This window comes from Allobosea sp. GW823-FHT02B03, assembly GCF_058797755.1.
In genome coordinates, this window is the sequence record NZ_JBXAJY010000006.1 from 464,903 (window position 1) to 485,038 (window position 20,136).

A 20,136-nucleotide genomic window follows, 5' to 3' on the forward strand; every position below is an offset into this window, starting at 1 on the left:
TGCTGAGCAGGGCGCGTCCTCACGGTCGCGCCCGGCGGTGCATATCCCCCCGGACCACGGGAAAATACCTGCCAGCCAGGGATGGTATTTTCAAGCTGTTAACTATGAGTTGCCGCCGGCGCGATGGCATCCCGGCAGCGCCTGTGGCAGTTTCGCCGCCATGTCAGCGCCTTCCCCCGCCGCGCCGCTCCCGGGCCGCGCCAAAGATGCCCCACCGAGCTACACCGCCTTCGGGCTGCGGGCCGAGGCCGAGCCGCTGGCGCCCGGCCTGCACATCGTCGCGACACCGATCGGCAACCTCAAGGACATTTCCTTTCGCGCGCTGGCGACGCTCGCCGCCGCGGACGCCGTTCTCGCCGAGGACACCCGGACCTCGAAGACGCTGCTGGCGCATTACGGCATCGCGACGCCGCTCCTGCCGTATCACGAGCACAATGCGGCGCAGATGCGTCCGAAGATCCTCGAGAGGCTGCGCCAGGGCGGCAAGCTCGCGCTGATCTCGGATGCCGGCACGCCTTTGGTCTCCGACCCCGGCTACAAGCTGGTCGCCGAGCTGGTGGCGGAAGGTCTGCCGGTCACCGGCATCCCGGGGCCGTCTGCGGTGCTGGCGGCGCTGGTGCTCGCCGGCCTGCCGACCGACCGCTTCTTCTTCGAGGGCTTCCTGCCGCCGAAGAGCGCGGCCCGGAAGGCGCGGCTGACCGAGCTTGCCGCCATCCCCGGCACGCTCGTCTTCTTCGAATCGCCGCGAAGGCTCGCCGAGATGCTGGGCGACGCGGCGGTGGTGCTCGGAGAGCGGCCGGGCGCGGTCGCGCGCGAGCTGACCAAGTATTACGAGAACGTCCGGCGCGGGCGGCTTTCCGAGCTCGCCGCCCATTATGGCGAGGCCGAGGAAGCCCGCGGCGAGATCGTGGTGATCATCGGCCCGCCGGACGCCGCCGCCCTGGCGCCGAGCGGCGCCGCGCTCGACGAAGCGCTGCAGGCGGCGCTCGAAACGCTCTCGCTGAAGGAGGCGGTGGCGCAGGTCACGGCCGCCAGCGGCCAGCCTCGGCGCCTGGTCTATGCCCGCGCGCTCGAGCTGACGCGGACGCCGTGAGCGAGGCGGCCCGCAGCCGTCGCGCCCGCCATTCCGGCCTCGCCGGGCGGCGCGGCGAATGGCTCGCCGTGCTCTATCTCAGCGCCAAGGGCTATCGCCTGCTGGAACGGCGCTTCGGCGGCAAGGGCGGCGAGATCGACCTGATCATGACGCGCGGCAACAGCATCGCCTTCGTCGAGGTGAAGCGCCGCGCTGCGCTCGACGAGGCGGCGGGCGCGATCACTGCCGACAAGAGGCGCCTGATCGAGGCGCGCATCCGGCAATGGCTGGCGCGCAATCCCTGGGCGATGCAGCGCCATTTGCGGGCCGATGCCGTGTTTCTCGCGCCCTGGCGCCTGCCGCGCCATGTCCCCGCCGTCTTCGAGCTCACGCTCTGACGCAGGACGAGCCCCTTGCGCTGGCGCGGCGGCAGGCTCGATAAAGCGCTCACAACCGGAGCGCACCCATGCCGTTGAACGTCGCCATCCAGATGGACCCGATCGAGAAGGTCCGCATTGCCGGCGACACCGGCTTCTCGCTGATGCTGGAAGCGCAAGCGCGCGGCCACAAGCTCTTCACCTACACCCCCGACAAGCTCACCCTGCGCGACGGCAAGGTCACCGCCGTGATCAACCCGGTCGAGGTCCGCGATGTCGAGGGCGACCACTACACGCTGGGCGAGCCCGAGCGCACCGACCTCTCGACGCTCGACGTGGTGCTGCTGCGCCAGGATCCGCCCTTCGACATGGCCTATGTCTCCTCGACGCATATGCTCGAGCGCATCCATCCGAAGACGCTGGTGGTCAACGACCCCGCCGAGGTCCGCAATGCGCCGGAAAAGCTGTTCGTCACGCATTTCCCGGAGCTGATGCCGCCGACGCTGATCACCCGCGACAAGGCCGAGATCGAGGCCTTCCGCGAGGAGTTCGGCGAGATCGTCATGAAGCCGCTCTACGGCCATGGCGGCGCGACCGTGTTCAAGACCGGCAAGGGCGACCCGAATTTCGGTTCGCTCTGCGACCTCTTCGCCAATCTCTTCCGCGAGCCCTGGGTGGTCCAGGCCTTCCTGAAGGAGGTCACCGCGGGCGACAAGCGCATCATCCTGATCGACGGCAAGGCGGCCGGCGCGGTCAACCGCGTGCCAGCGGAGGGCGACCTACGCGCCAACATGGTGCGCGGCGGCGCGGCCCGGCCGACCGACCTCTCGAAGCGCGAGCTGGAGATCTGCGAGCGTATCGGCCCAGCGCTCAGGGAACGCGGCCTTTTGCTGGTCGGCATCGACGTGATCGGCGGCAAGCTGACCGAGATCAACGTCACCGCCCCGACCGGGGTCCGCGCCATCAAGAAGCTCGGCGGCCCCGATCTCGCGGCGCAGCTCTTCGACGTGATCGAGGCGAAGCGGGCGGCGCTCTGAGCGCCCCGGCTCATCCCGTCGCTGCGACGGGCGTTCCGTTGAGCGGGTTCTCCGGGTCCCAGCGATAGCGCATCGTCTCGAAGCGCATCGCCATCGCGTCGACCAGCAGGAGCCTGCCGACCAGAGGCTCGCCGAATCCGGCGATCGTCCGCAGCACCTCCAGCGCCATCAGCGAGCCCATCACGCCGGGCAACGCCCCCAGAATGCCGGCCTCGGCGCAGGGTGCGATCGTGCCGGGCGGCGGCTCGTTGGGGAACAGGCAGCGATAGGTCGGATTGGGCTCGCCATCCGGCCCGGTCTCATGCGCCCTGATCGTGGTCAGCGAGCCGTCGAAGCGGCCGAGCGCCGCCGTGACCAGCGGCTTGCCCTCGTGGAAACAGGCATCGGAGACCGCATAGCGCGTCGCGAAATTGTCAGAACCCTCGGCGACGACGTCGTAGAAGGCGACGAGCGCGCGGGCGTTGTGCGGGTCGATCCGCGTTACGTATTCCTCGATCTGCACATGCGGGTTCAGCCGCTTGATGAAGCCCGCCGCCGCCACCGCCTTGCGCGCGCCGACATCCTCCGTGCCGAAGATGATCTGCCGCTGCAGGTTCGACAGCGAGACATGGTCGTCGTCGACGATGCCGATGGTGCCGACGCCGGCGGCGGCGAGATAGGCGAGCAACGGCGCGCCGAGCCCGCCGGCGCCGATCACCAGCACCCGCGCGCGCTTCAGCCGTGCCTGTCCGGGGCCGCCGATCTCCGGCAGCACCAGATGGCGGGCATAGCGCTCGATCTCGGCATCGCTCAGCATCATGCCCTCAGGATTAGGCCGATCGCGCCCGCGCAGCAATCGGGTGCTCGCGATCCGGAGCGCGGAATCGGTGGCCAGGAATCGGGTGCCATGCCGTGACAGGAAGCGGGTGTCTGCCCCGTCCCGCCGGCTGCGATCACCGCGCCGCAGTTTCCTGCGGCATGAAAGGCAAAGCCATGACGGTTCTCAAAGATAAGATCGCGCTCGTCACCGGTGCGAGCTCCGGGATCGGGCGCGCCGCCGCCCGCCTGTTCGCCAGCGAAGGGGCAAGGGTGGTGGTTACGGCACGGCGCCAGGATGAGCTCGACCGGCTCGCGGCCGAGATCGCAGCCACCGGCGGCGAGGCGCTCGCCATTGCCGGCGATATCCGCGACGAAGCGCTGGCGCAGCGCCTGGTCGAGGCGGCGACGGCACGCTTCGGCGGGTTCGACATCGCCTTCAACAATGCCGGCGTGGTCGGCGAGCTGGCACCGGTGGCGGAAATGTCCCCGGCCGCCTGGCGCGAGCTGATCGAGACCAACCTGACCAGCGCCTTCCTCGGCGCGAAATACCAGGTACCGGCGCTGCAGGCGCGCGGCGGTGGTTCGCTGATCTTCACCTCGAGCTTCGTCGGCTACACAGCCGGGCTTTCCGGCATGTCCGCTTATGCCGCGAGCAAGGCCGGGCAGATCGGGCTGGTGAAGGCGCTCGCGGCCGAACTCGGGGGCCAGGGCATAAGGGTCAACGCCCTGCTGCCGGGCGGCACCGATACGCCGGCGAGCTTCACCAACGCGCCCGATGCCGGGCCGGAGGTGCTGGCCTTCGTCGAGGGACTCCACGCCCTGAAGCGCATGGCGAGGCCCGAGGAGATCGCGAGGGCCGCGCTGTTCCTGGCCTCGGACGCGTCGAGCTTCGTCACCGGCACGGCCTTCCTCGCCGATGGCGGGGTCTCGATCCAGCGCGGCTGACGGAGCCTGGACGCTCTTGCGAAACGCCGGGCGGCGCGCTTCGCGCGCAGCCGCTTGGCCCTTTCGAAAAGCCGTGCCATCGTGACCGCATAAGGGGGCAGCCGAACTGCTCCATGCGTGACAGGGGAACGGTTCCATGCGCCTGAAATCCCTCGCCCTGGCCCTGGCCGGCGTCGCCCTTTCGGCGTTCGCGGCCACCGCCCAGACCGCAATCAAGCCGGCGGTCGTCTATGACAAGGGCGGCAAGTTCGACAAATCCTTCAACGAAGGCGTCTTCATCGGCGCCGAGAAGTTCAAGGCCGATACAGGCGTCGAGTTCCGCGATTTCGAGCCGACCAACGATGCCCAGATCGAGCAGGCGCTGCGCCGCTTCGCGCGCGACGGCCATTCGCCGATCATCGCCGTCGGCTTCTCGCAGGCGACCGCGCTGCAGAAGGTCGCGGCCGAGTTCCCGGACCTGAAGTTCACCATCATCGACATGGTGGTCGAGCTGCCGAACGTGCAGTCGGTGGTGTTCAAGGAGCATGAAGGCTCCTACCTCGTCGGGCTGCTCGCCGGCCTCGCCTCGAAGACCGGCAAGGTCGGCTTCGTCGGCGGCATGGACATTCCGCTGATCCGCAAATTCGCCTGCGGCTATGTCCAGGGCGTCAAGGCAGCGAAGAAGGAGGCCGAGATCTTCCAGAATATGACCGGCTCGACCCCGGCCGCCTGGAACGACCCGGTCAAGGGCGGCGAGCTCGCCAAGTCGCAAATCGACCGCGGCGCCGACGTGGTCTACCATGCCGCCGGCGGCACCGGGATCGGGGTGCTGCGTGCCGCCGCGGACGCCGGCAAGCTCGGCATCGGCGTCGATTCGAACCAGAACATGCTGCATCCCGGCAAGGTGCTGACCTCGATGCTCAAGCGCGTCGACGTCGCCGCCTACAACTCCTTCAAGGCGGCACGCGAGGGCAGCTGGAAGCCCGGCGTGTCCGTGCTCGGGCTGAAGGAAGACGGCGTCGGCTGGGCGCTCGATGACAACAACAAGGCGCTGATCACCGCCGAGATGAAGGCCGCCGCCGACAAGGCCCGGGCCGACATCATCGCCGGCTCGGTCAAGGTCCACGACTACATGTCGGACTCCAAGTGCACGATGTGACCGCTCGCACCGCCGCATCGGCGCGATGAAGATCACCATCCACGGCTCGGGCGACGCGTTCGGCTCCGGCGGCCGCTTCAACACCTGCCTCCAGATCGAGGCGGGCGAAGCGAAGTTGCTGCTCGATTGCGGCTCCTCCAGCATGGTCGCGCTCAACCGGGCCGGCGTCGTGCGCAACCAGCTCTCGACGCTGCTGTTCACGCATTTCCACGGCGACCATTTCGGCGGGCTGGCGGCCTTCCTGCTGGAAGCGCAGTTCCTCTCGCGCCGGCGCGAGCCTTTGACCATCGCCGGCCCGGAAGGCGTCGAGCACCGGGCCCGGCATGCGCTCGAAACCGACTTTCCCGGCGCCTCCAGCAATCGCTGGCGCTTCCCGATCACTTATGTGGAGGTCACGCCCGAGGCTCCGGCGGAACTCGACGGCATCGCGGTCGAAGCCTTCGCGATGGTGCATGACGAGCGCGCCGGGCCCTGCCAGGGCTACAGGCTGGGGCATGGCGGCAAGACCTTCGCCTATTCCGGCGACACCGCCTGGACCGACGCGCTGATCCCGCTCGCTGCGGGTGCCGATGCGCTGCTCGTCGAGTGCTACACATTCGACCGGGTGCTGGCCAACCATCTCGACTACCGCTCGCTCGCGGCACATCGCGACGCGCTCGACACGCCGCGCATCATCCTGACCCATATGGGACCGGACATGCTGGCGCATGGCGAGCCGCTCCCCGAGACCCGTGCCCATGACGGCATGGTCCTCCACCTATGACGGGCGCCCCGCCTGCCGCGATCGAACTCTCCGGCGTCTCGAAGTCCTTCGGCCCGGTTGCCGCCAACCGCGACGTCTCGCTCACGGTCGCGGCCGGCTCGATCCATGGCATCGTCGGCGAGAACGGCGCCGGCAAATCGACCTTGATGTCTATCCTCTACGGTTTCTACGAGGCCGATTCCGGCGAGATCCGGGTGCGCGGCGAAAAGCGCACCATCCGCTCCTCGGCCGAGGCGATCGCCGCCGGCATCGGCATGGTCCACCAGCACTTCATGCTGGTGGAGCCGCTTTCAGTGGTCGAAAACGTGGTGCTCGGCGCCGAGGGCGGGCCCTGGCTGAAGCGCGGCCTCGCCAAAGCGCGCGCCGAGCTCGCCAGGCTCTCGGCGCAGTACGGTCTCGCTATCGACCCGGACGCGACCGTCGGCTCGCTCTCGGTCGGGCTGCAGCAGCGCGTCGAGATCCTGAAGGCGCTCTATCGCGGCGCCGAGGTGCTGATCCTCGACGAGCCGACTGCGGTGCTGACCCCGGCCGAGGCCGACCAGCTCTTCGAATTGCTGCGGGCGCTCAAGGCTCAGGGCAAGACGGTGATCCTGATCACCCACAAGCTGCGCGAGATCATGGCGGTGACCGACCGGGTCTCGGTGATGCGGCGCGGCGAGATGGTCGCCCATGTCGAAACCGCGCAGACCTCGCCGGCCGAACTTGCCGAGGCGATGGTCGGCCGGCGCGTGCTGCTGCGGGTCGAGAAGACGCCGCGCCAGCGCGGTGCGCCGGTGCTGGAGGCGGTCGGGCTCACCGTGGTCGACGCGCGCGGCCACGAGACGCTGCGCGAGGCCAGCCTGACGCTGCATGAAGGCGAGATCGTCGGCATCGCCGGCGTCGCCGGCAACGGCCAGAGCGAATTGCTCGACGTGCTCGCCGGGCTCGTCCAGCCGGCGCGCGGGGTGATCCGCCTCGATGGAAGGATCCTCAACGCCGCCGATCGCAGCCCGGCCAATCTGCGCCGGCTCGGGCTGATGCATATCCCCGAGGACCGGCAGAAGGCCGGTCTCGTCACCGCCTTTGCCGCAGCCGAGAACATGATCCTCGGCTATCATGACGATCCGGTCTTCGGCGCTGGGCCCCTGCTCTCGCCTTCGGCGGTTCGCGGCCATGCGCTCTCCGGCATGCAGGCCTATGACGTCCGCCCCGCCGATCCCGCGCTGAAGACGGCGAAATTCTCCGGCGGCAACCAGCAGAAGATCGTGCTAGCCCGCGAGATCGAACGGGCGCCGAAAGTGCTGCTGGTCGGCCAGCCGACGCGCGGCGTCGATATCGGCGCCATCGAATTCATCCATCGCCGCCTGATCGCGCTCCGCGATGCCGGGGTCGCGATCCTGCTCGTCTCGGTCGAGCTCGAGGAGGTGATGGCGCTGTCGGACCGGATCCTGGCGCTGTGCGGCGGAAGGATCACCGGCGAACGCGTCGCCGAAGAGGCCGACGAGCGCGACCTCGGCCTGCTGATGGCCGGCGTCAGCGAGCGGGCGGCATGAGCGCCGCGCCCATCGAGCTTCCGCGCTGGGCCGATACGGCGCTCGTGCCGCTGGTCTCGGTCGCGGCCGCGCTGCTGGTCGCCGGGCTCGTCGTGCTCGGCATCGGCGAGAGCCCGCTGGAGGCGACAGCGCTCCTGCTGAAGGGCTCGCTCGGCAGCCTCGAAGGGCTGGGCTTCACGCTCTATTACGCCACCAATTTCGTCTTCACCGGACTCGCAGTCGCCGTCGCCTTCCATGCCGGGCTGTTCAATATCGGCGGCGAGGGCCAGGCGACGGTCGCCGGCATCTTCGCGGCGCTGGCCTGCCTCTGGCTCGCGCCGCTGCCCGGCATCCTGCTGGTGCCGCTCGCCATTCTCGCCGCGGCTGCGGGCGGCGCGGCCTGGGCCTTCGTTCCCGGCTACCTGCAGGCGATGCGCGGCAGCCATGTCGTGATCACCACGATCATGTTCAACTTCATCGCCGCGACGCTGATCGTCTACCTCCTGGTCGAGGTCATCGGAAAACCGGGCTCGATGCAGCCCGAGACCGCCGATTTCGCCAAGCATGCGACGCTGACGCCGATGCACCAGCTGCTGGCGCCGCTCGGCCTGAAGCTGCCGACGACCCCGCTGAACAGCGCCTTCCTGCTGGCGCTCGCCGCGCTCGTCGCGGTCTGGCTGCTGATCTACCGCTCCCGTCTCGGCTATGCGATCCGCACCGTCGGCGCCAATCCCCGAGCCGCCGCCTATGCCGGCATCTCCCCCGCCAGGATCACCATGGTGGCGATGGCGCTTTCGGGTGCGCTCGCCGGCGGGCTCGCGGTCAACGAGGTGATGGGGGTGCAGCACCGGCTGGTGCTCGATTTCACCGCCGGCTACGGCTTCGTCGGCATCGCGGTGGCGCTGATGGGGCGGGGCCATCCGGTCGGCATCGGGCTGGCGGCGCTGCTCTTCGGGGCGCTCTACCAGGGCGGCGCCGAGCTCTCCTTCGACAAGCCGACCATCACCCGCGAGATGGTGGTGGTGATCGGTGGCGTGGTGATCCTCTTCGCGGGGGCGCTGGAAGGGCTGTTCCGGCGGCTGGTCGCGGGCACGCTGCGGCTCGGACGCGGAGGCTAGGCGAATGGAGATCGTCCAGACGCTCGCCGTCATCCTCGATTCGACGATCAGGCTCTCGGTGCCGCTGCTCTGCGCCGCCATGGCCGGGCTCTGGTCGGAGCGGGCGGGCGTCGTCGATATCGGGCTGGAAGGCAAGATGCTGATCGCCGCCTTCGCCTCGGCAGTGATCGCCTACAAGGCCGGCTCGGCCTGGGCCGGGCTCGGCGCCGGCATTGCCGCCTCGGTCGCACTCTCGCTGGTCCATGGCTTCGCCGCGATCACTTGGCGCGGCAACCAGATCGTCTCCGGCGTCGCCATCAACATGCTGGCGGCGGGACTGACCGTGATCCTCGGCAATGCCTGGTACGGCCAGGGCGGGCGCACGCCGCCGCTCGAAGGCGCGGCCCGCTTCGGCGAGATCGAACTGCCGCTGGTCGAGACGCTGAAATCCGTTCCCGTGCTCGGGCCGCTCTACGACATCGCCGTCTCAGGCCATGCCGCCCCGGTCTATCTCGCCCTGTTCTGCGTCGTGCTGACGGCGCTGGTGCTGAAACACACCCGCTTCGGCCTGCGCCTGCGCGCCGTCGGCGAGAACCCGGCGGCGGTCGACACGGCCGGCGTCTCGGTCGCCGGCCTGCGCTATGCCGCCGTGATCATCTGCGGCGCGCTCTGCGGCCTCGGCGGCACCTATCTCGCGGTCTCGCAATCGGCCGGCTTCCTGCCGCAGATGACCGCGGGCAAAGGCTTCATCGCGCTGGCCGCGGTGATCTTCGCCAATTGGAGGCCCTGGCCGGCTCTCTTCGCCTGCCTGCTCTTCGGCCTGCTCGACGCGATCGCGATCCGCCTCCAGGGCGTTGCGCTACCGGGCATCGGCCAGGTACCGGTGCAGGCGATCCAGGCCCTGCCCTATGTGATGACGGTGGTTCTGCTCGCCGGCTTCATCGGCAAGGCGGTGCCACCCAAGGCCTCGGGCCTGCCCTATGTCAAGGAACGCTGAAGCCGCCATGGGCCCTGCCACGACCGAAATCGACGCCCTCTTCGCCGCCGCCAAGGCCGCCCAGGCACGCGCCTATGCGCCCTATTCGCGCTTTCAGGTCGGTGCCGCGATCCTCGACGCAGATGGAAGCATCCATGCCGGCTGCAATGTCGAGAACGCCGCCTATCCGGTCGGTGCCTGCGCCGAAGCCGGGGCGATCTCGGCGATGGTCGCCGGCGGCGCCCGCGCGATCCGCGCCATCCTGGTCATCGGGCCGGGCGAGGAGCTGGTGACGCCCTGCGGCGCCTGCCGCCAGCGCATCCGCGAATTCGCGGCGCCGGAGACGCCGGTGCTGATCGCCGGACCGGACGGGGTGCGCGCGCGCTTTTCGCTCGCCGAGCTGTTGCCAGCCTCCTTCGGACCGGCCAATTTGCCGAAGTGATTTGCGGCGCCCGAGAGCCGCCTGAGACGGTGCTTTCGACGCGCCGATGGAGCGTACAAAATGGCGGCGGATCCGCTTTTCGACCAAGCGGCATCGGTCCTGATCGACCGTGGCATCGATGGCGGCATCGACTGCGCAATCGTGCTCGGCACCGGGCTCGGGCGCATCGTCGACGACATGACCGAGACGGTCTCGATTCCGTTCGCGGAGATTCCCGGCTTTCCGCAAGGGTCGGTCTCCGGCCATGCCAAGCAGGTGAGCTACGGCCTGCTCTACGGCAAGAAGGTGCTGATCTTCGAGGGCCGGGCACATTTCTACGAGACCGGCGATCCGGCGATCATGCGCGTGCCGCTCGGCCTGCTGACGGCCTTCGGCTCACCGCCTCTGGTGCTGACCAATGCCGCCGGCTCGCTGCGGCCGGATCTGCGGCCCGGCAGCCTCGCGCTGATCACCGACCACATCAATTTCAACGGCCCGAACCCGCTGGTCGGCGATATCGGCGACGGCCGCTTCGTGCCGATGATCGACGCCTATGATCCGCATCTGCGCGCCCGGCTGAAGAAGGCGGCGGCGACCAGCGGCGCCAATATGGGCGAAGGCGTCTACATGTGGTTCAGTGGGCCGAGCTTCGAGACCCCGGCCGAGATCAAGATGGCCAAGCTGCTCGGTGCCGACCTCGTCGGCATGTCGACGGTGCCGGAGGTAATCCTGGCGCGGCGCCATGGCCTGCGCGTCGCCGGCATCTCGATCATCACCAATATGGCCGCCGGCATGCTCGGCGGCGCGCCGAGCCATGGCGAGACCCGCGATGTCGCCGCGACCGCGACCGCCGGGCTGCGCCGCGTCTTCCGCGCCTTCCTGACGGATCTCTGACGTGACGAGCGACGTCGAACTCGCGCTGCGTGCCCTCAGGCTGCTCGACCTGACCGATCTCTCGGAACGGGCGACAGAAACCGGCGCGCTGCAGCTCTGCGCCCGCGCCGTCGCGCCGCCCGGCCCGGTGGCGGCGATCTGCCTCTGGCCGCAATTCGTCAAGACGGCCCGCCGGGCGCTGCGCGACCAGCCGGTCCAGATCGCGACCGTGATCAATTTTCCCGCCGGCGGCAGCAATTGCAGCCTGATCGAGAACGATCTTTCCGAGGCGCTCGCTGATGGTGCCGACGAGATCGACCTCGTCCTGCCCTGGCGCGCCTTCCTCGCCGGCGATCTCGCCAGCGGCCGCGAGATGGTCGTCGAGGCCAAGGCGCGCTGCGGCGACAAGACGCTGAAGGCGATCCTCGAAACCGGCGAATATCCCGACCAGGGTGCCGTGCGCGCGGCTTCCGAACTTGCCATCGCCGCTGGGGCCGATTTCATCAAGACCTCGACCGGCAAGACCACGATTTCAGCGACGCCGGAGGCGGCGCGCACCATGCTGCAGGCGATCAAGGCCTCGGGCCGGCCGGTCGGGCTGAAGCCGTCCGGTGGGCTGCGGACGCTCGCCGATGCACGGACCTATCTCGACCTCGCCGACGAGATGATGGGGCCGGACTGGGCGACGCCGAAGACCTTCCGCTTCGGCGCCAGCGGCCTTTACGGCGTCCTCGCCGACATCATCGCCGGCACCGTCGCGGGCGAACGCACCGACGGAGCCTATTGATGCGCCTGCCCCAGGAGATCATCACCGCCAAGCGCGACGGGGAAAAGCTCGCTGCCGCCGATATCCGGCAGATGGTCGCCGGCCTTACGAATGGCGGCATCAGCGAGGGCCAGGCGGCGGCTTTCGCCATGGCGATCTTCTTCAGCGGCATGGATGCCGATGAACGGGTCGCGATGACGCTGGCGATGCGCGATTCCGGCACGGTGCTCGACTGGAGCGACCTGCCGGGCCCGGCGCTCGACAAGCATTCGACCGGCGGCGTCGGCGATACGGTCAGCCTGCCGCTGGCGGCGGCGGTCGCGGCCTGCGGCGGCCATGTGCCGATGATCTCGGGACGCGGCCTCGGCCATACCGGCGGCACGCTCGACAAGCTCGACGCCGTGCCGGGCTATGTCACCCAGCCCGGGCTCGCACTCTTCCGCAAGGTGGTGCGCGAGGCCGGCTGCGCCATCATCGGCCAGACCGCCGATCTCGCCCCGGCCGACCGGCGCCTCTACGCCATCCGCGACGTCACCGGCACGGTCGAGACGATCCCGTTGCTGACCTCCTCGATCCTGTCGAAGAAGCTCGCCGCCGGCCTGCACGGCCTCGCAATGGACGTGAAGTTCGGCTCCGGCGCCTTCCTGCCGCCGCTCGCCAAGGCGCGCGAGCTCGCCGCGGCGCTGGTCAGCGTCGCCAATGGCGCCGGGCTGCCGACCACGGCGCTGCTGACCGACATGGACGAGCCGCTCGCCTCCGCCGCCGGCAACGGGGTCGAAGTCGCCTATGCCCTCGACCATCTGACCGGCCGGCGGCGCGAGCCGCGCTTCCATGAGGTCACGGTCGCGCTCGCCGCCCAGATGCTGCTGCTCGGCAAGCTCGCCGCGACGATCGAGGAGGCGACGGCGAAGATCGAGGCCGCCTTCGCCAGTGGCGCGGCGGCCGAGCGCTTCGCCCGCATGGTCGTTGCGCTGGGAGGGCCGGCCGATCTGCTGGAGCGGCCGCAGGCGCATCTCGCCGCCGCGCCGCTGGTCCGGCCGGTGCTGCCGGAACGCGCCGGCATCGTCACAAAGATCGACACGCGCGGCGTCGGCCTCGCCGTGGTCGCGCTCGGCGGCGGGCGGACACGGCCGCAGGACACGATCGACCACGCCGTCGGCATCGTCGAGCTCGCCGGCATCGGCGATACGGTCGGCCCCGACCAGCCGCTCGGCATCGTTCATGCCCGCGACGAGGCCGGCTTCTCGGCGGCGCAGACGCGGCTGCGCGCCGCCTACCGGCTCGGCGATGGCCCGGTGGAGCGCGGCCCCCTGATCATTCCCGTTACGGAGGCATCCCAGCCATGAGCCTGTTGGTGGCAATGACCGTCTGGCATGTCGAGGACTGGCGCGCGCGTTTCGCCGCGCTGCTGCCGGAGCTGCCCATCGTGACGCTCGGCGAGCCTTTCGACCGGCGCGCCGTCCATTATGTCGCGAGCTGGAAACATCCCGAGGGTAGCCTCGCCGGGCTGCCCAACCTCGCTGCGATCTTCTCGCTCGGCGCCGGCGTCGACCACATCTTCGCCGATTCCCGGCTGCCGCAGGTGCCGATCGCGCGGGTCGTCGACCCCGACCTGACGACGCGGATGAGCGAATATGTCGTGCTGCACTGCCTGTCGCAGCTGCGCCAGCTGCCGCGCTACATGGCCCAGCAGCGCGCGGGAATCTGGGAGGACGACCGCAACCAGCCGGCGGCGCGCGAGGTCCGCGTCGGCGTGATGGGGCTGGGCGAGCTCGGGCTCGATGCGGTCGCGAAGTTGCGCGTCATCGGCTTCGACGTTGCCGGCTGGAGCCGCTCGCCGAAGGTGATCGACGGCGTGCCGACCTATTCCGGCGAAGCCGGTATGGCAGAATTCCTGGCGCGCACCGACATCCTGGTCTGCCTCGTGCCGCTGACGCCGGAGACGCGCGGCATGCTGAACCGCGCCCTTTTCGCCGGGCTGGCGCGAGACGGGCGCCTCGGCGGGCCGGTGCTGATCAATGCCGGGCGCGGCGGGCTCCAGGTCGAAGCCGACATCCTCGCCTCGCTGGCCGCCGGCGAGCTCAAGGCGGCGGTGCTCGATGTGTTCGAGAGCGAGCCGCTGCCGCAGGATTCGCCGCTCTGGACCCATCCCGCGGTGACGGTGACCCCGCACAACGCGGCGATGTCGGCGCCGGAAACCGTCGCGGCCCAGGTCGCGGCGCAGATCAGGCGGCTCGAGGCGGGCGAGCCGCTCGAGCACATCGTCGACCCCGCGCGCGGCTACTGAGCCGCGCCGGCGGCGTCAGCCCAGCCGCTTGATCGCGGTGATCGGTCCGCCATTGCGGGCGAGGATGCGATCGCGCGCCGGGCGCAGCGGCTCGCGGATCACGCTCATCGAGAACGCCGTCGCGTGCAGCAGGGTCTCAGGATCGGTCATGATCCCGACATGGCCCTTCCAGAAGACAAGATCGCCGCGTTGCAGACCGGTTAGGTCCTCGTCGAAGGCAACGGGCTGGCCGAGCCCCTTCTCCTGCAAGTCGGAATCGCGCGGCGCGGCGATACCGGCTGCCGCCAGCGCAAGCTGGACCAGCGCCGAGCAGTCGAGGCCGAGGCTGGTCTTGCCGCCCCAGAGATAGGGCACTTCGAGGAAGCGCTCGGCGACCCCCACGAAATCCGGCTCGTGCACGTCACGGGTGCAGAGATGCTGCTTGAAGACGTGACCGCCGCGTTGGGTGACGAAGAACTCGCCGCTTTCGCCGGTGATGGCGAGCATGGCGCCGAGCGAGAGATCCGCCAGCGGCGGCAGTTTGATCGACGGGCCGGGGTAGACGAAGGTCCGCAGCGCCCGGACACGATGGGTCGGCACCGCCGCATCGCCGGCGAGCGAGTCCTCCGGGAGATAGCCGACATAGGAATCGCCGACGAGCTGGCACCAGGCCCAGCCCTCATGCTGCTCGTAGACGCGGACCTGCTCGCCGGCCAGCGCCTGGGTATCCAGCGCGGCGTCGGGGCGCGGCTCGCGCCGCAAGGGCGCGAAGGGCGTAACGACGCGCATCGGCACGGGATCGGCAAAGGCCAGGGCCTCGACCTGGCCATCGAGATGGCGGGCGGCGAGATCGGGCCGGGCAGGCGTGAGGCGGCGGTCGAGAATCTCTGTCATGGGGCCAGTGTAGCGCCGCCGGGTTAACAGGCGAAGGCGCTGGTTCAGGGCATTTTCGGCCGAAGCACGGCCGTCATTGCGAGGAGTGAAGCGACGAAGCAATCCAGGAGGGCGTAGAGCCCTGCCGCCCCTGGATTGCTTCGCTTTCGCTCGCAATGACGGCTCGGTCCGGTCGGATAAAGCGCTAGAGCCGGATCCGATCAGATTGAATCAATCTAATCGGTGAATCCGTCTCTAACTTATTGATAGAGAACGCGTGATCCGATCCGATTGCGAAGCAATCAGATCGGCGTGTGCTCTAAGCCGGGCCGAGCTCGCGGGCCCGCGCCGTCACGAGATCGGCGAGGTGCTCGACGGCGAGCGCGCCCGCGACCGTGCGCTGGATCACGACATTGCGCTTGTCGGTCTCGTCGCGGCGGCGCGTCACCAGGCCGAGCTTGCCCATCGAATCCAGCGCGCGGGTGATCACCGGCTTGGTGACGCCGAGCCGGCTCGCGAGGCCGCGCACCGTATGCGGTGGCAGCTCCAGATAGATCGTCAGAAGGATCGCGGTCTGGCGCACCGACAAATCGGAATGCGCGTCCTGGACCAGGTCGAGATGGACCTGGCGCCAGAGCTTGAGCGCCTGAGACGGTTTGATCTCCAGCGCCATGAGCGCCCGTTCCCCCGATCGTTACGGGGCCGTATCATTATCGCAGCGCCGGGGCGGCGCAACAGCTGACGCGAGACAGGCTTAACGCGCCGGGTAGAGCTGCCGGGCGAGCGCATAGGTCAGCCGGGCGCCCTGGCATTCGCCGCCCTCAGGCCGGCCGGGCTTGGCCGAGGGATTCCAGCCATAAATGTCGAAATGGGCATAGGAGACGGACTTCTCGACGAAGCGGTTGAGGAAGAGCGCCGCCGTGACCGAGCCGGCGAAAGGGCCACCCGAGATATGATTGACCTCGGCCACCTTGGAATCGAGCAGGGCGTCATAGGCCGGCCAGAGCGGCAGCCGCCAGACCGGGTCGTTCACCGCCATGCCGAGCCGCGCGATCTCGGCCGCGAGACCCTCGTCATGGGTGTAGAAGGGCGGCAAATCGGGGCCGAGCGCGACACGGGCGGCGCCGGTCAGCGTGGCGTAGTCGATCAGCAACTCCGGGGCTTCCTCATCGGCCAGCGCCAGCGCGTCGGCGAGGATCAGGCGTCCCTCGGCATCGGTGTTGCCGATCTCGACCTTCAGCCCCTTGCGGCTCGGCAAGACATCGCCCGGCCGGAAGGCCGAGCCGGACACCGCGTTCTCCACCGCCGGCACCAGCAGACGCAGCCGGACACGCAGCTTCGCCTGCATGATCATCCGCGCCGCGGCGATCGCGGCGGCCGCGCCGCCCATGTCCTTCTTCATCAGGAGCATGCTGGCATCGGGCTTGAGATTGAGCCCCCCGGTATCGAAGGCGACGCCCTTGCCGACCAGGGTCAGGCGAGGATCGCCCTCTTCGCCCCAGCGCAGTTCGATCAGCCGCGGCGCCCGCGGCGAGGCACGGCCGACCGCATGGATCATCGGAAAATTGGCGGCGAGCAGATCGTCGCCGACGATGCTGGTGACATCGGCGCCGAAAGCCGCGCCGAGCGCCCGCACCGCCGCCTCGATCTCGGCCGGGCCGAGATCGTTGGCCGGGGTGTTGACGAGATCGCGGGCGAGCGCGGTCGATTCGGCGAGGTTGGTCAATTCCTCGCCGTCGACGCCGGCCGGCAGGACGAGCCGCGCCGTCGCCGGCTTGGGCTTGCGGTAGCGCTCGAAGCGATAGGCCGACAGCAGCCAGCCGAGCGCGGCGAGGCCGGGCTCGCCGATCTCGCCCGACAGCGCATAGTCGCCGGCCGGAAGCAGCGCGGCGAGACGGCCGGGCGCGAAGGGATCGCGCCGCCGGACCGTCGCGGGCTCGACGCCGAGCAGCACCGCCGCGAGGGCTCCGCTCGCATCCGGCAGCAGGACGTGCCGGCCGGGGCGGGCCTCGAAGCCCTGCGCCTGGGCGAAAGCACGCGCCAGCGGCGCCAGCCCCGCCTTGAGCTCCGGCCAGCCGCCGGCGGCGACGCAATGGACGGGAATGGCAGGCGAGCCGGCGGGCTGGAGCAGAGCGTGCACGGGCAGAAAACCTCTCGCAAGGGGACCATGGCGGCCCTTGTGAGCCACGCGAATCCAGCTGGTTAACAGTCCGTTAGGGTTAACGTTTTATCACCGCAGGCAACAGTTTTCCGTAACCGGCGAGGCAGTCCGGCCGATGTCCAAGCCTATGATATCCTCCCGCATCCGCCGTTTCGCCGCGGTTTCGCTCGCCTGCCTCGCCCTCGGCGCCTGCCAGATGCGCGGCGGCCCCGGCGACGTCACCGGCTCGATCGGCAGCAGCGCCAGCCAGCCGCGCGGGCCGGAGCAGTGGCGTGGCGAGGAGGCGCAATGGGCCAAGCGCTACGAGGCCAATCCCAAGGACCGCAACGCCGCCTTTTTCTACGCAAGGGCCCTGCGGGCGCTCGACAAGAACGCCCAGGCGCTCGCCATCCTGCAGGGCGCCGTGCTGGTCCATACCAACGACCTCGAGCTGCTCGGCGCCTATGGCCGCTCGCTTGCCGATAACGGCCGCCTGAAGGAAGCCGACGACGTGCTGAGCCGGGCCCATACACCGGAGAAGCCGGACTGGCGGGTGCTCTCGGCGCAGGGCACCGTCGCCGACCAGCTCGGCGAGCACGACCGCGCCCAGCAGATCTACCAGACGGCGCTCAGACTGGCGCCGAACGAGCCGACGGTGATGTCCAATCTCGGCCTGTCGCTCGCTTTGTCGAAGCGCCTGCCCGAGGCCGAGCGCGTGCTGCGCGAGGCTGCCGCCGCGCCCGGCAGCGACGCCCGCGTGCGCCAGAACCTCGTCCTGGTGCTCGGCCTTCAGGGGCGCTTCGCGGACGCCGAACAGATCGCCCGCCAGGATATGAGCCCGGCCGAGGCCACGGCGACCGTCGCCTACCTGCGCCGCTCGGTCAGCCAGCCTAATAGCTGGGAGATGCTGCGCGGCAGCAAGGGCAAGGCGCAGGCACCGCGTACCGCCGCCCCCGCACCAGCACCGGCCGATGCGGAGAGCGGCCAGGCCGGCTGATCGCGAAGGCGCCCTCCCGACAGGGCAGCCTATGAACCCGGTCGTCCCGTTCCCTCGCCGCAACGGGGACCGGGACCGCCCGGATACACGCAGCGCTGCCAGAACTCGGGCTCGGCCCGCGGACGGCGTTTCGCTACGCGGTCACTCGACTCTCGACGCGGACCGGCCGGCGATCGCGCCGAGCCACACTGAAACCGCGACGGCGCCGCCATCGGGCGCGCCAAGGGCACGATCGCCAAGGTAACTCGCACGGCCGAGCCTCGGCTTCATCCCGGCAGTCGCCTCGGCACCGATCCGCGCCGCTTCGGCGGCTTCAGCCCAGGCCGCACTCGCAGTGAGATCGCGCCGTGCCGCAGCCGCCAAGGCCTCGGCAGCCGGAAGCAAGGCATCGAGCATGGTCCGGTCTCCGCCCTTGGCGCCGCCAAGTTCCGAAACGGCGGCGACGCCGGCCGAGAAGGCCGCGCTCCAGCTCTTCAGATCGCTCTCCGCCTCCCTTGTGAGTTGCCGCGCGGCGCGCAGCATTCCCACGGCATAGAAGGGGCCGGAACTGCCACCGATGGCGCGTCGCAGGGCGCCGGCCAGCAAGGCCAGGACCGATGCAGCATCGGCCGAATGGCTCGCGGCACAGCTTGCCCGGATTGCATCCGCAGCCCGCCTCATGCTTATGCCGAGATCGCCGTCGCCGGCGCGGCTGTCGAGCTCGGTGAGCAGCGGTTCGGCGGCTTCCAGCGCAACGGCTGCGGCAAGCGCGGCGTGCCTGACGGTCGCGCCAAGAGCGTCCGCCGACAGCACGGCCTCGCTTTCCGGGGGTGGCTCACCAGCCGAGACGATGGTTGCACTCGTCGGCACGATGCCGGGCCCGGCCCAGGCCGGGGCCTGTGTCGGTTCGTCGAGCAGGGCAAGGCGGACATCGTCCAACGCCATCACGGAAAGCGAGCAGCCCGGCATTTCGAGCGCGCTCAGCAAGGTTCCGGCCCAGGCACGGCGCACGACCAGCCCGCGCTCGCGCAACCGGGCGAGCGCGCGCCTCGCGACGACCGCGAGCTCCATCGTCGTGGTGCCGCCGAGATTGTTGACCAGCAGGGCGACGGGCGTGCCTGCAGCATAACCGCGATCGGCGATGATCGAGTCCAGCATCCGGTCGGTGATGGCGTCGGCCGGTGCGATCTTCTCGCGGGCGATGCCGGCCTCGCCGTGAATGCCGAGACCGAGCTCGATCTCGTCCGCGCCGAGGCTGAAACCCGGCGTGCCGGCGGCCGGGATCGTGCAGGCGCCGAGCGCGACGCCCATGGTGCCGGTCACCGCCGCGGCCGCACGGCCTGCCGCGGCCACCCTTTGCAGGTCCTCGCCGGCTTCGGCCAGCGCACCGGCGATCTTGTGGATCAGCACGGTGCCGGCAATGCCGCGACGGCGCTCTTCCGGGACCGTGTCGCGCAGGGCGACATCGTCGGCGACGACGACGATCTCGGTGGGAATCCCGCCGGCGCGAGCGAGCTCGGCCGCAAGGCCGAAGTTCAGCCGATCGCCGGTGTAGTTCTTGACGATCAGAACCGCACCGGCAGGCCCTGCGACGGCATGGATCGCGGCCAGCACCGCATCGACGGACGGCGAGGTGAAGACATCGCCCGACACCGCCGCATGCAGCATGCCCCTGCCGACATAGCCGGCATGGGCCGGCTCGTGCCCGGCACCACCGCCGGAGATGACCGCGACCTTGCGCTGCGCCGGTTCGGGCGTGTCGCTGCGCAGCACGACGTCGTACTCCGCCAGCAGCGCGAGCCCGGGATGAAGGGCGACGATCCCTTCCAGCATTTCACGGACGACCTGGCGGGGATCGTTGATCAGCTTCTTCATGACATCCTTCCAGAAGGCACGGCGCAGGCCGCGGCCCAGACTGGCGAATAGCTGAGCCCGGTCAACCTTGGAGGAGGCGGGTTTCGCGTTTCCCCGGCGACGAGGAGACGCTGAGCCAGCTCGAGATGTTGGCGGAGGAGCGCGTGCCCTCCGGCCTCACCCTCCCCTGATCGCGTGACGGCGAGGGGAAGGTCTCCGCGGGACCGCAAGCGTGAGCGCGTGGCCTTATCCG

The 20,136-nt window shown here is 69.7% G+C and carries 20 protein-coding genes; 15 read left to right on the forward strand and 5 right to left on the reverse strand.

Annotated features, from left to right (window positions below; all coding sequences use genetic code 11):
- The first annotated feature begins 160 nt into the window (after nt 1-160).
- The 3 genes from rsmI to gshB all read left to right on the forward strand — a co-directional run bounded on the left by rsmI (nt 161) and on the right by gshB (nt 2,486).
- Entirely contained in the window at nt 161-1,093 is a 933-nt protein-coding gene (rsmI, locus tag AC1REK_RS22350; RefSeq protein WP_327521606.1) for a 16S rRNA (cytidine(1402)-2'-O)-methyltransferase, read from the forward strand.
- Nucleotides 1,090-1,470, forward strand: coding sequence for a YraN family protein (locus AC1REK_RS22355; protein ID WP_316021369.1), 381 nt, complete (start codon nt 1,090-1,092; stop codon nt 1,468-1,470). Before rsmI ends, AC1REK_RS22355 begins: the two co-directional genes overlap by 4 nt.
- A gap of 68 nt (nt 1,471-1,538) precedes the next feature.
- Nucleotides 1,539-2,486 (forward strand): glutathione synthase, encoded by a 948-nt coding sequence (gene gshB / locus AC1REK_RS22360; protein ID WP_291648067.1) that lies wholly within the window; start codon nt 1,539-1,541, stop codon nt 2,484-2,486.
- A 10-nt stretch (nt 2,487-2,496) separates the two neighbouring features.
- On the opposite strand, the gene AC1REK_RS22365 is transcribed toward gshB, so the two are convergent.
- A complete protein-coding gene (locus tag AC1REK_RS22365) occupies nt 2,497-3,285 on the reverse strand; it encodes a HesA/MoeB/ThiF family protein (protein WP_492270146.1) in 789 nt (262 codons plus the stop codon).
- 173 nt (nt 3,286-3,458) lie between these two features.
- On the opposite strand from AC1REK_RS22365, the gene AC1REK_RS22370 reads away from it, so the two are divergent.
- The 11 genes from AC1REK_RS22370 to AC1REK_RS22420 all read left to right on the forward strand — a co-directional run bounded on the left by AC1REK_RS22370 (nt 3,459) and on the right by AC1REK_RS22420 (nt 14,061).
- Nucleotides 3,459-4,229, forward strand: a complete 771-nt coding sequence (locus tag AC1REK_RS22370; protein WP_492270145.1) for an SDR family oxidoreductase — start codon at nt 3,459-3,461, stop codon at nt 4,227-4,229.
- A 136-nt stretch (nt 4,230-4,365) separates the two neighbouring features.
- On the forward strand, nt 4,366-5,367 hold the full coding sequence (locus AC1REK_RS22375) for a BMP family lipoprotein (protein WP_316021365.1): 1,002 nt from the start codon (nt 4,366-4,368) through the stop codon (nt 5,365-5,367).
- A gap of 25 nt (nt 5,368-5,392) precedes the next feature.
- Nucleotides 5,393-6,130 carry an MBL fold metallo-hydrolase gene (locus tag AC1REK_RS22380; protein ID WP_492270144.1) on the forward strand — a complete coding sequence of 246 codons (738 nt, stop codon included), beginning with the start codon at nt 5,393-5,395 and terminating at the stop codon, nt 6,128-6,130.
- Nucleotides 6,127-7,662, forward strand: coding sequence for an ABC transporter ATP-binding protein (locus AC1REK_RS22385; protein ID WP_492270143.1), 1,536 nt, complete (start codon nt 6,127-6,129; stop codon nt 7,660-7,662). The genes AC1REK_RS22380 and AC1REK_RS22385 overlap by 4 nt, the downstream gene beginning before the upstream one ends.
- Complete coding sequence (locus AC1REK_RS22390) at nt 7,659-8,759, forward strand: ABC transporter permease (RefSeq protein WP_492270142.1); 1,101 nt, start codon at nt 7,659-7,661, stop codon at nt 8,757-8,759. Before AC1REK_RS22385 ends, AC1REK_RS22390 begins: the two co-directional genes overlap by 4 nt.
- Nucleotides 8,760-8,763: 4 nt before the next feature.
- The gene (locus AC1REK_RS22395; RefSeq protein WP_492270141.1) at nt 8,764-9,735 is read left to right on the forward strand and encodes an ABC transporter permease; all 972 of its coding nucleotides are present in this window, start codon (nt 8,764-8,766) and stop codon (nt 9,733-9,735) included.
- A gap of 7 nt (nt 9,736-9,742) precedes the next feature.
- Nucleotides 9,743-10,156 carry a cytidine deaminase gene (locus AC1REK_RS22400; RefSeq protein ID WP_492270140.1) on the forward strand — a complete coding sequence of 138 codons (414 nt, stop codon included), beginning with the start codon at nt 9,743-9,745 and terminating at the stop codon, nt 10,154-10,156.
- 60 nt (nt 10,157-10,216) lie between these two features.
- Nucleotides 10,217-11,029 carry a purine-nucleoside phosphorylase gene (locus AC1REK_RS22405; RefSeq protein WP_327521616.1) on the forward strand — a complete coding sequence of 271 codons (813 nt, stop codon included), beginning with the start codon at nt 10,217-10,219 and terminating at the stop codon, nt 11,027-11,029.
- A gap of 1 nt (nt 11,030) precedes the next feature.
- A complete protein-coding gene (gene deoC / locus AC1REK_RS22410; RefSeq protein WP_492270139.1) occupies nt 11,031-11,795 on the forward strand; it encodes a deoxyribose-phosphate aldolase in 765 nt (254 codons plus the stop codon).
- Complete coding sequence (gene deoA, locus AC1REK_RS22415) at nt 11,795-13,120, forward strand: thymidine phosphorylase (RefSeq protein WP_492270138.1); 1,326 nt, start codon at nt 11,795-11,797, stop codon at nt 13,118-13,120. The genes deoC and deoA overlap by 1 nt, the downstream gene beginning before the upstream one ends.
- Entirely contained in the window at nt 13,117-14,061 is a 945-nt protein-coding gene (locus AC1REK_RS22420; RefSeq protein WP_492270137.1) for a 2-hydroxyacid dehydrogenase, read from the forward strand. Before deoA ends, AC1REK_RS22420 begins: the two co-directional genes overlap by 4 nt.
- A 15-nt stretch (nt 14,062-14,076) precedes the next feature.
- Here the strand turns inward: AC1REK_RS22420 and AC1REK_RS22425 are convergent, their stop codons facing one another.
- The 3 genes from AC1REK_RS22425 to AC1REK_RS22435 all read right to left on the reverse strand — a co-directional run bounded on the left by AC1REK_RS22425 (nt 14,077) and on the right by AC1REK_RS22435 (nt 17,059).
- On the reverse strand, nt 14,077-14,934 hold the full coding sequence (locus AC1REK_RS22425) for a C40 family peptidase (protein ID WP_492270136.1): 858 nt from the start codon (nt 14,932-14,934) through the stop codon (nt 14,077-14,079).
- A 298-nt stretch (nt 14,935-15,232) separates the two neighbouring features.
- A complete protein-coding gene (locus AC1REK_RS22430) occupies nt 15,233-15,586 on the reverse strand; it encodes a MarR family transcriptional regulator (protein WP_066473420.1) in 354 nt (117 codons plus the stop codon).
- Nucleotides 15,587-15,667: 81 nt separating this feature from the next.
- Entirely contained in the window at nt 15,668-17,059 is a 1,392-nt protein-coding gene (locus tag AC1REK_RS22435) for a leucyl aminopeptidase family protein (protein ID WP_492270276.1), read from the reverse strand.
- Between the two features lie 130 nt (nt 17,060-17,189).
- Here AC1REK_RS22435 and AC1REK_RS22440 point away from each other — a divergent pair, with 130 nt between their 5' ends.
- Entirely contained in the window at nt 17,190-18,050 is an 861-nt protein-coding gene (locus tag AC1REK_RS22440) for a tetratricopeptide repeat protein (RefSeq protein WP_492270135.1), read from the forward strand.
- Nucleotides 18,051-18,191: 141 nt separating this feature from the next.
- On the opposite strand, the gene AC1REK_RS22445 is transcribed toward AC1REK_RS22440, so the two are convergent.
- Nucleotides 18,192-19,904: a dihydroxyacetone kinase family protein gene (locus AC1REK_RS22445; protein WP_492270134.1), complete on the reverse strand. Its 1,713-nt coding sequence runs from the start codon at nt 19,902-19,904 to the stop codon at nt 18,192-18,194.
- Nucleotides 19,905-20,136 lie beyond the last annotated feature (232 nt).

Coding starts and splice junctions, on each gene's coding strand:
- AC1REK_RS22445 (WP_492270134.1), bottom strand. CDS start 19,904: ATGAAGAAGCTGATCAACGATCCCCGCCAGGTCGTCCGTGAAATGCTG.
- rsmI (WP_327521606.1), top strand. CDS start 161: ATGTCAGCGCCTTCCCCCGCCGCGCCGCTCCCGGGCCGCGCCAAAGAT.
- AC1REK_RS22420 (WP_492270137.1), top strand. CDS start 13,117: ATGAGCCTGTTGGTGGCAATGACCGTCTGGCATGTCGAGGACTGGCGC.
- gshB (WP_291648067.1), top strand. CDS start 1,539: ATGCCGTTGAACGTCGCCATCCAGATGGACCCGATCGAGAAGGTCCGC.
- AC1REK_RS22405 (WP_327521616.1), top strand. CDS start 10,217: ATGGCGGCGGATCCGCTTTTCGACCAAGCGGCATCGGTCCTGATCGAC.
- AC1REK_RS22375 (WP_316021365.1), top strand. CDS start 4,366: ATGCGCCTGAAATCCCTCGCCCTGGCCCTGGCCGGCGTCGCCCTTTCG.
- AC1REK_RS22400 (WP_492270140.1), top strand. CDS start 9,743: ATGGGCCCTGCCACGACCGAAATCGACGCCCTCTTCGCCGCCGCCAAG.
- AC1REK_RS22390 (WP_492270142.1), top strand. CDS start 7,659: ATGAGCGCCGCGCCCATCGAGCTTCCGCGCTGGGCCGATACGGCGCTC.
- AC1REK_RS22385 (WP_492270143.1), top strand. CDS start 6,127: ATGACGGGCGCCCCGCCTGCCGCGATCGAACTCTCCGGCGTCTCGAAG.
- AC1REK_RS22430 (WP_066473420.1), bottom strand. CDS start 15,586: ATGGCGCTGGAGATCAAACCGTCTCAGGCGCTCAAGCTCTGGCGCCAG.
- AC1REK_RS22365 (WP_492270146.1), bottom strand. CDS start 3,285: ATGATGCTGAGCGATGCCGAGATCGAGCGCTATGCCCGCCATCTGGTG.
- AC1REK_RS22395 (WP_492270141.1), top strand. CDS start 8,764: ATGGAGATCGTCCAGACGCTCGCCGTCATCCTCGATTCGACGATCAGG.
- AC1REK_RS22370 (WP_492270145.1), top strand. CDS start 3,459: ATGACGGTTCTCAAAGATAAGATCGCGCTCGTCACCGGTGCGAGCTCC.
- AC1REK_RS22440 (WP_492270135.1), top strand. CDS start 17,190: ATGTCCAAGCCTATGATATCCTCCCGCATCCGCCGTTTCGCCGCGGTT.
- deoA (WP_492270138.1), top strand. CDS start 11,795: ATGCGCCTGCCCCAGGAGATCATCACCGCCAAGCGCGACGGGGAAAAG.
- AC1REK_RS22425 (WP_492270136.1), bottom strand. CDS start 14,934: ATGACAGAGATTCTCGACCGCCGCCTCACGCCTGCCCGGCCCGATCTC.
- AC1REK_RS22380 (WP_492270144.1), top strand. CDS start 5,393: ATGAAGATCACCATCCACGGCTCGGGCGACGCGTTCGGCTCCGGCGGC.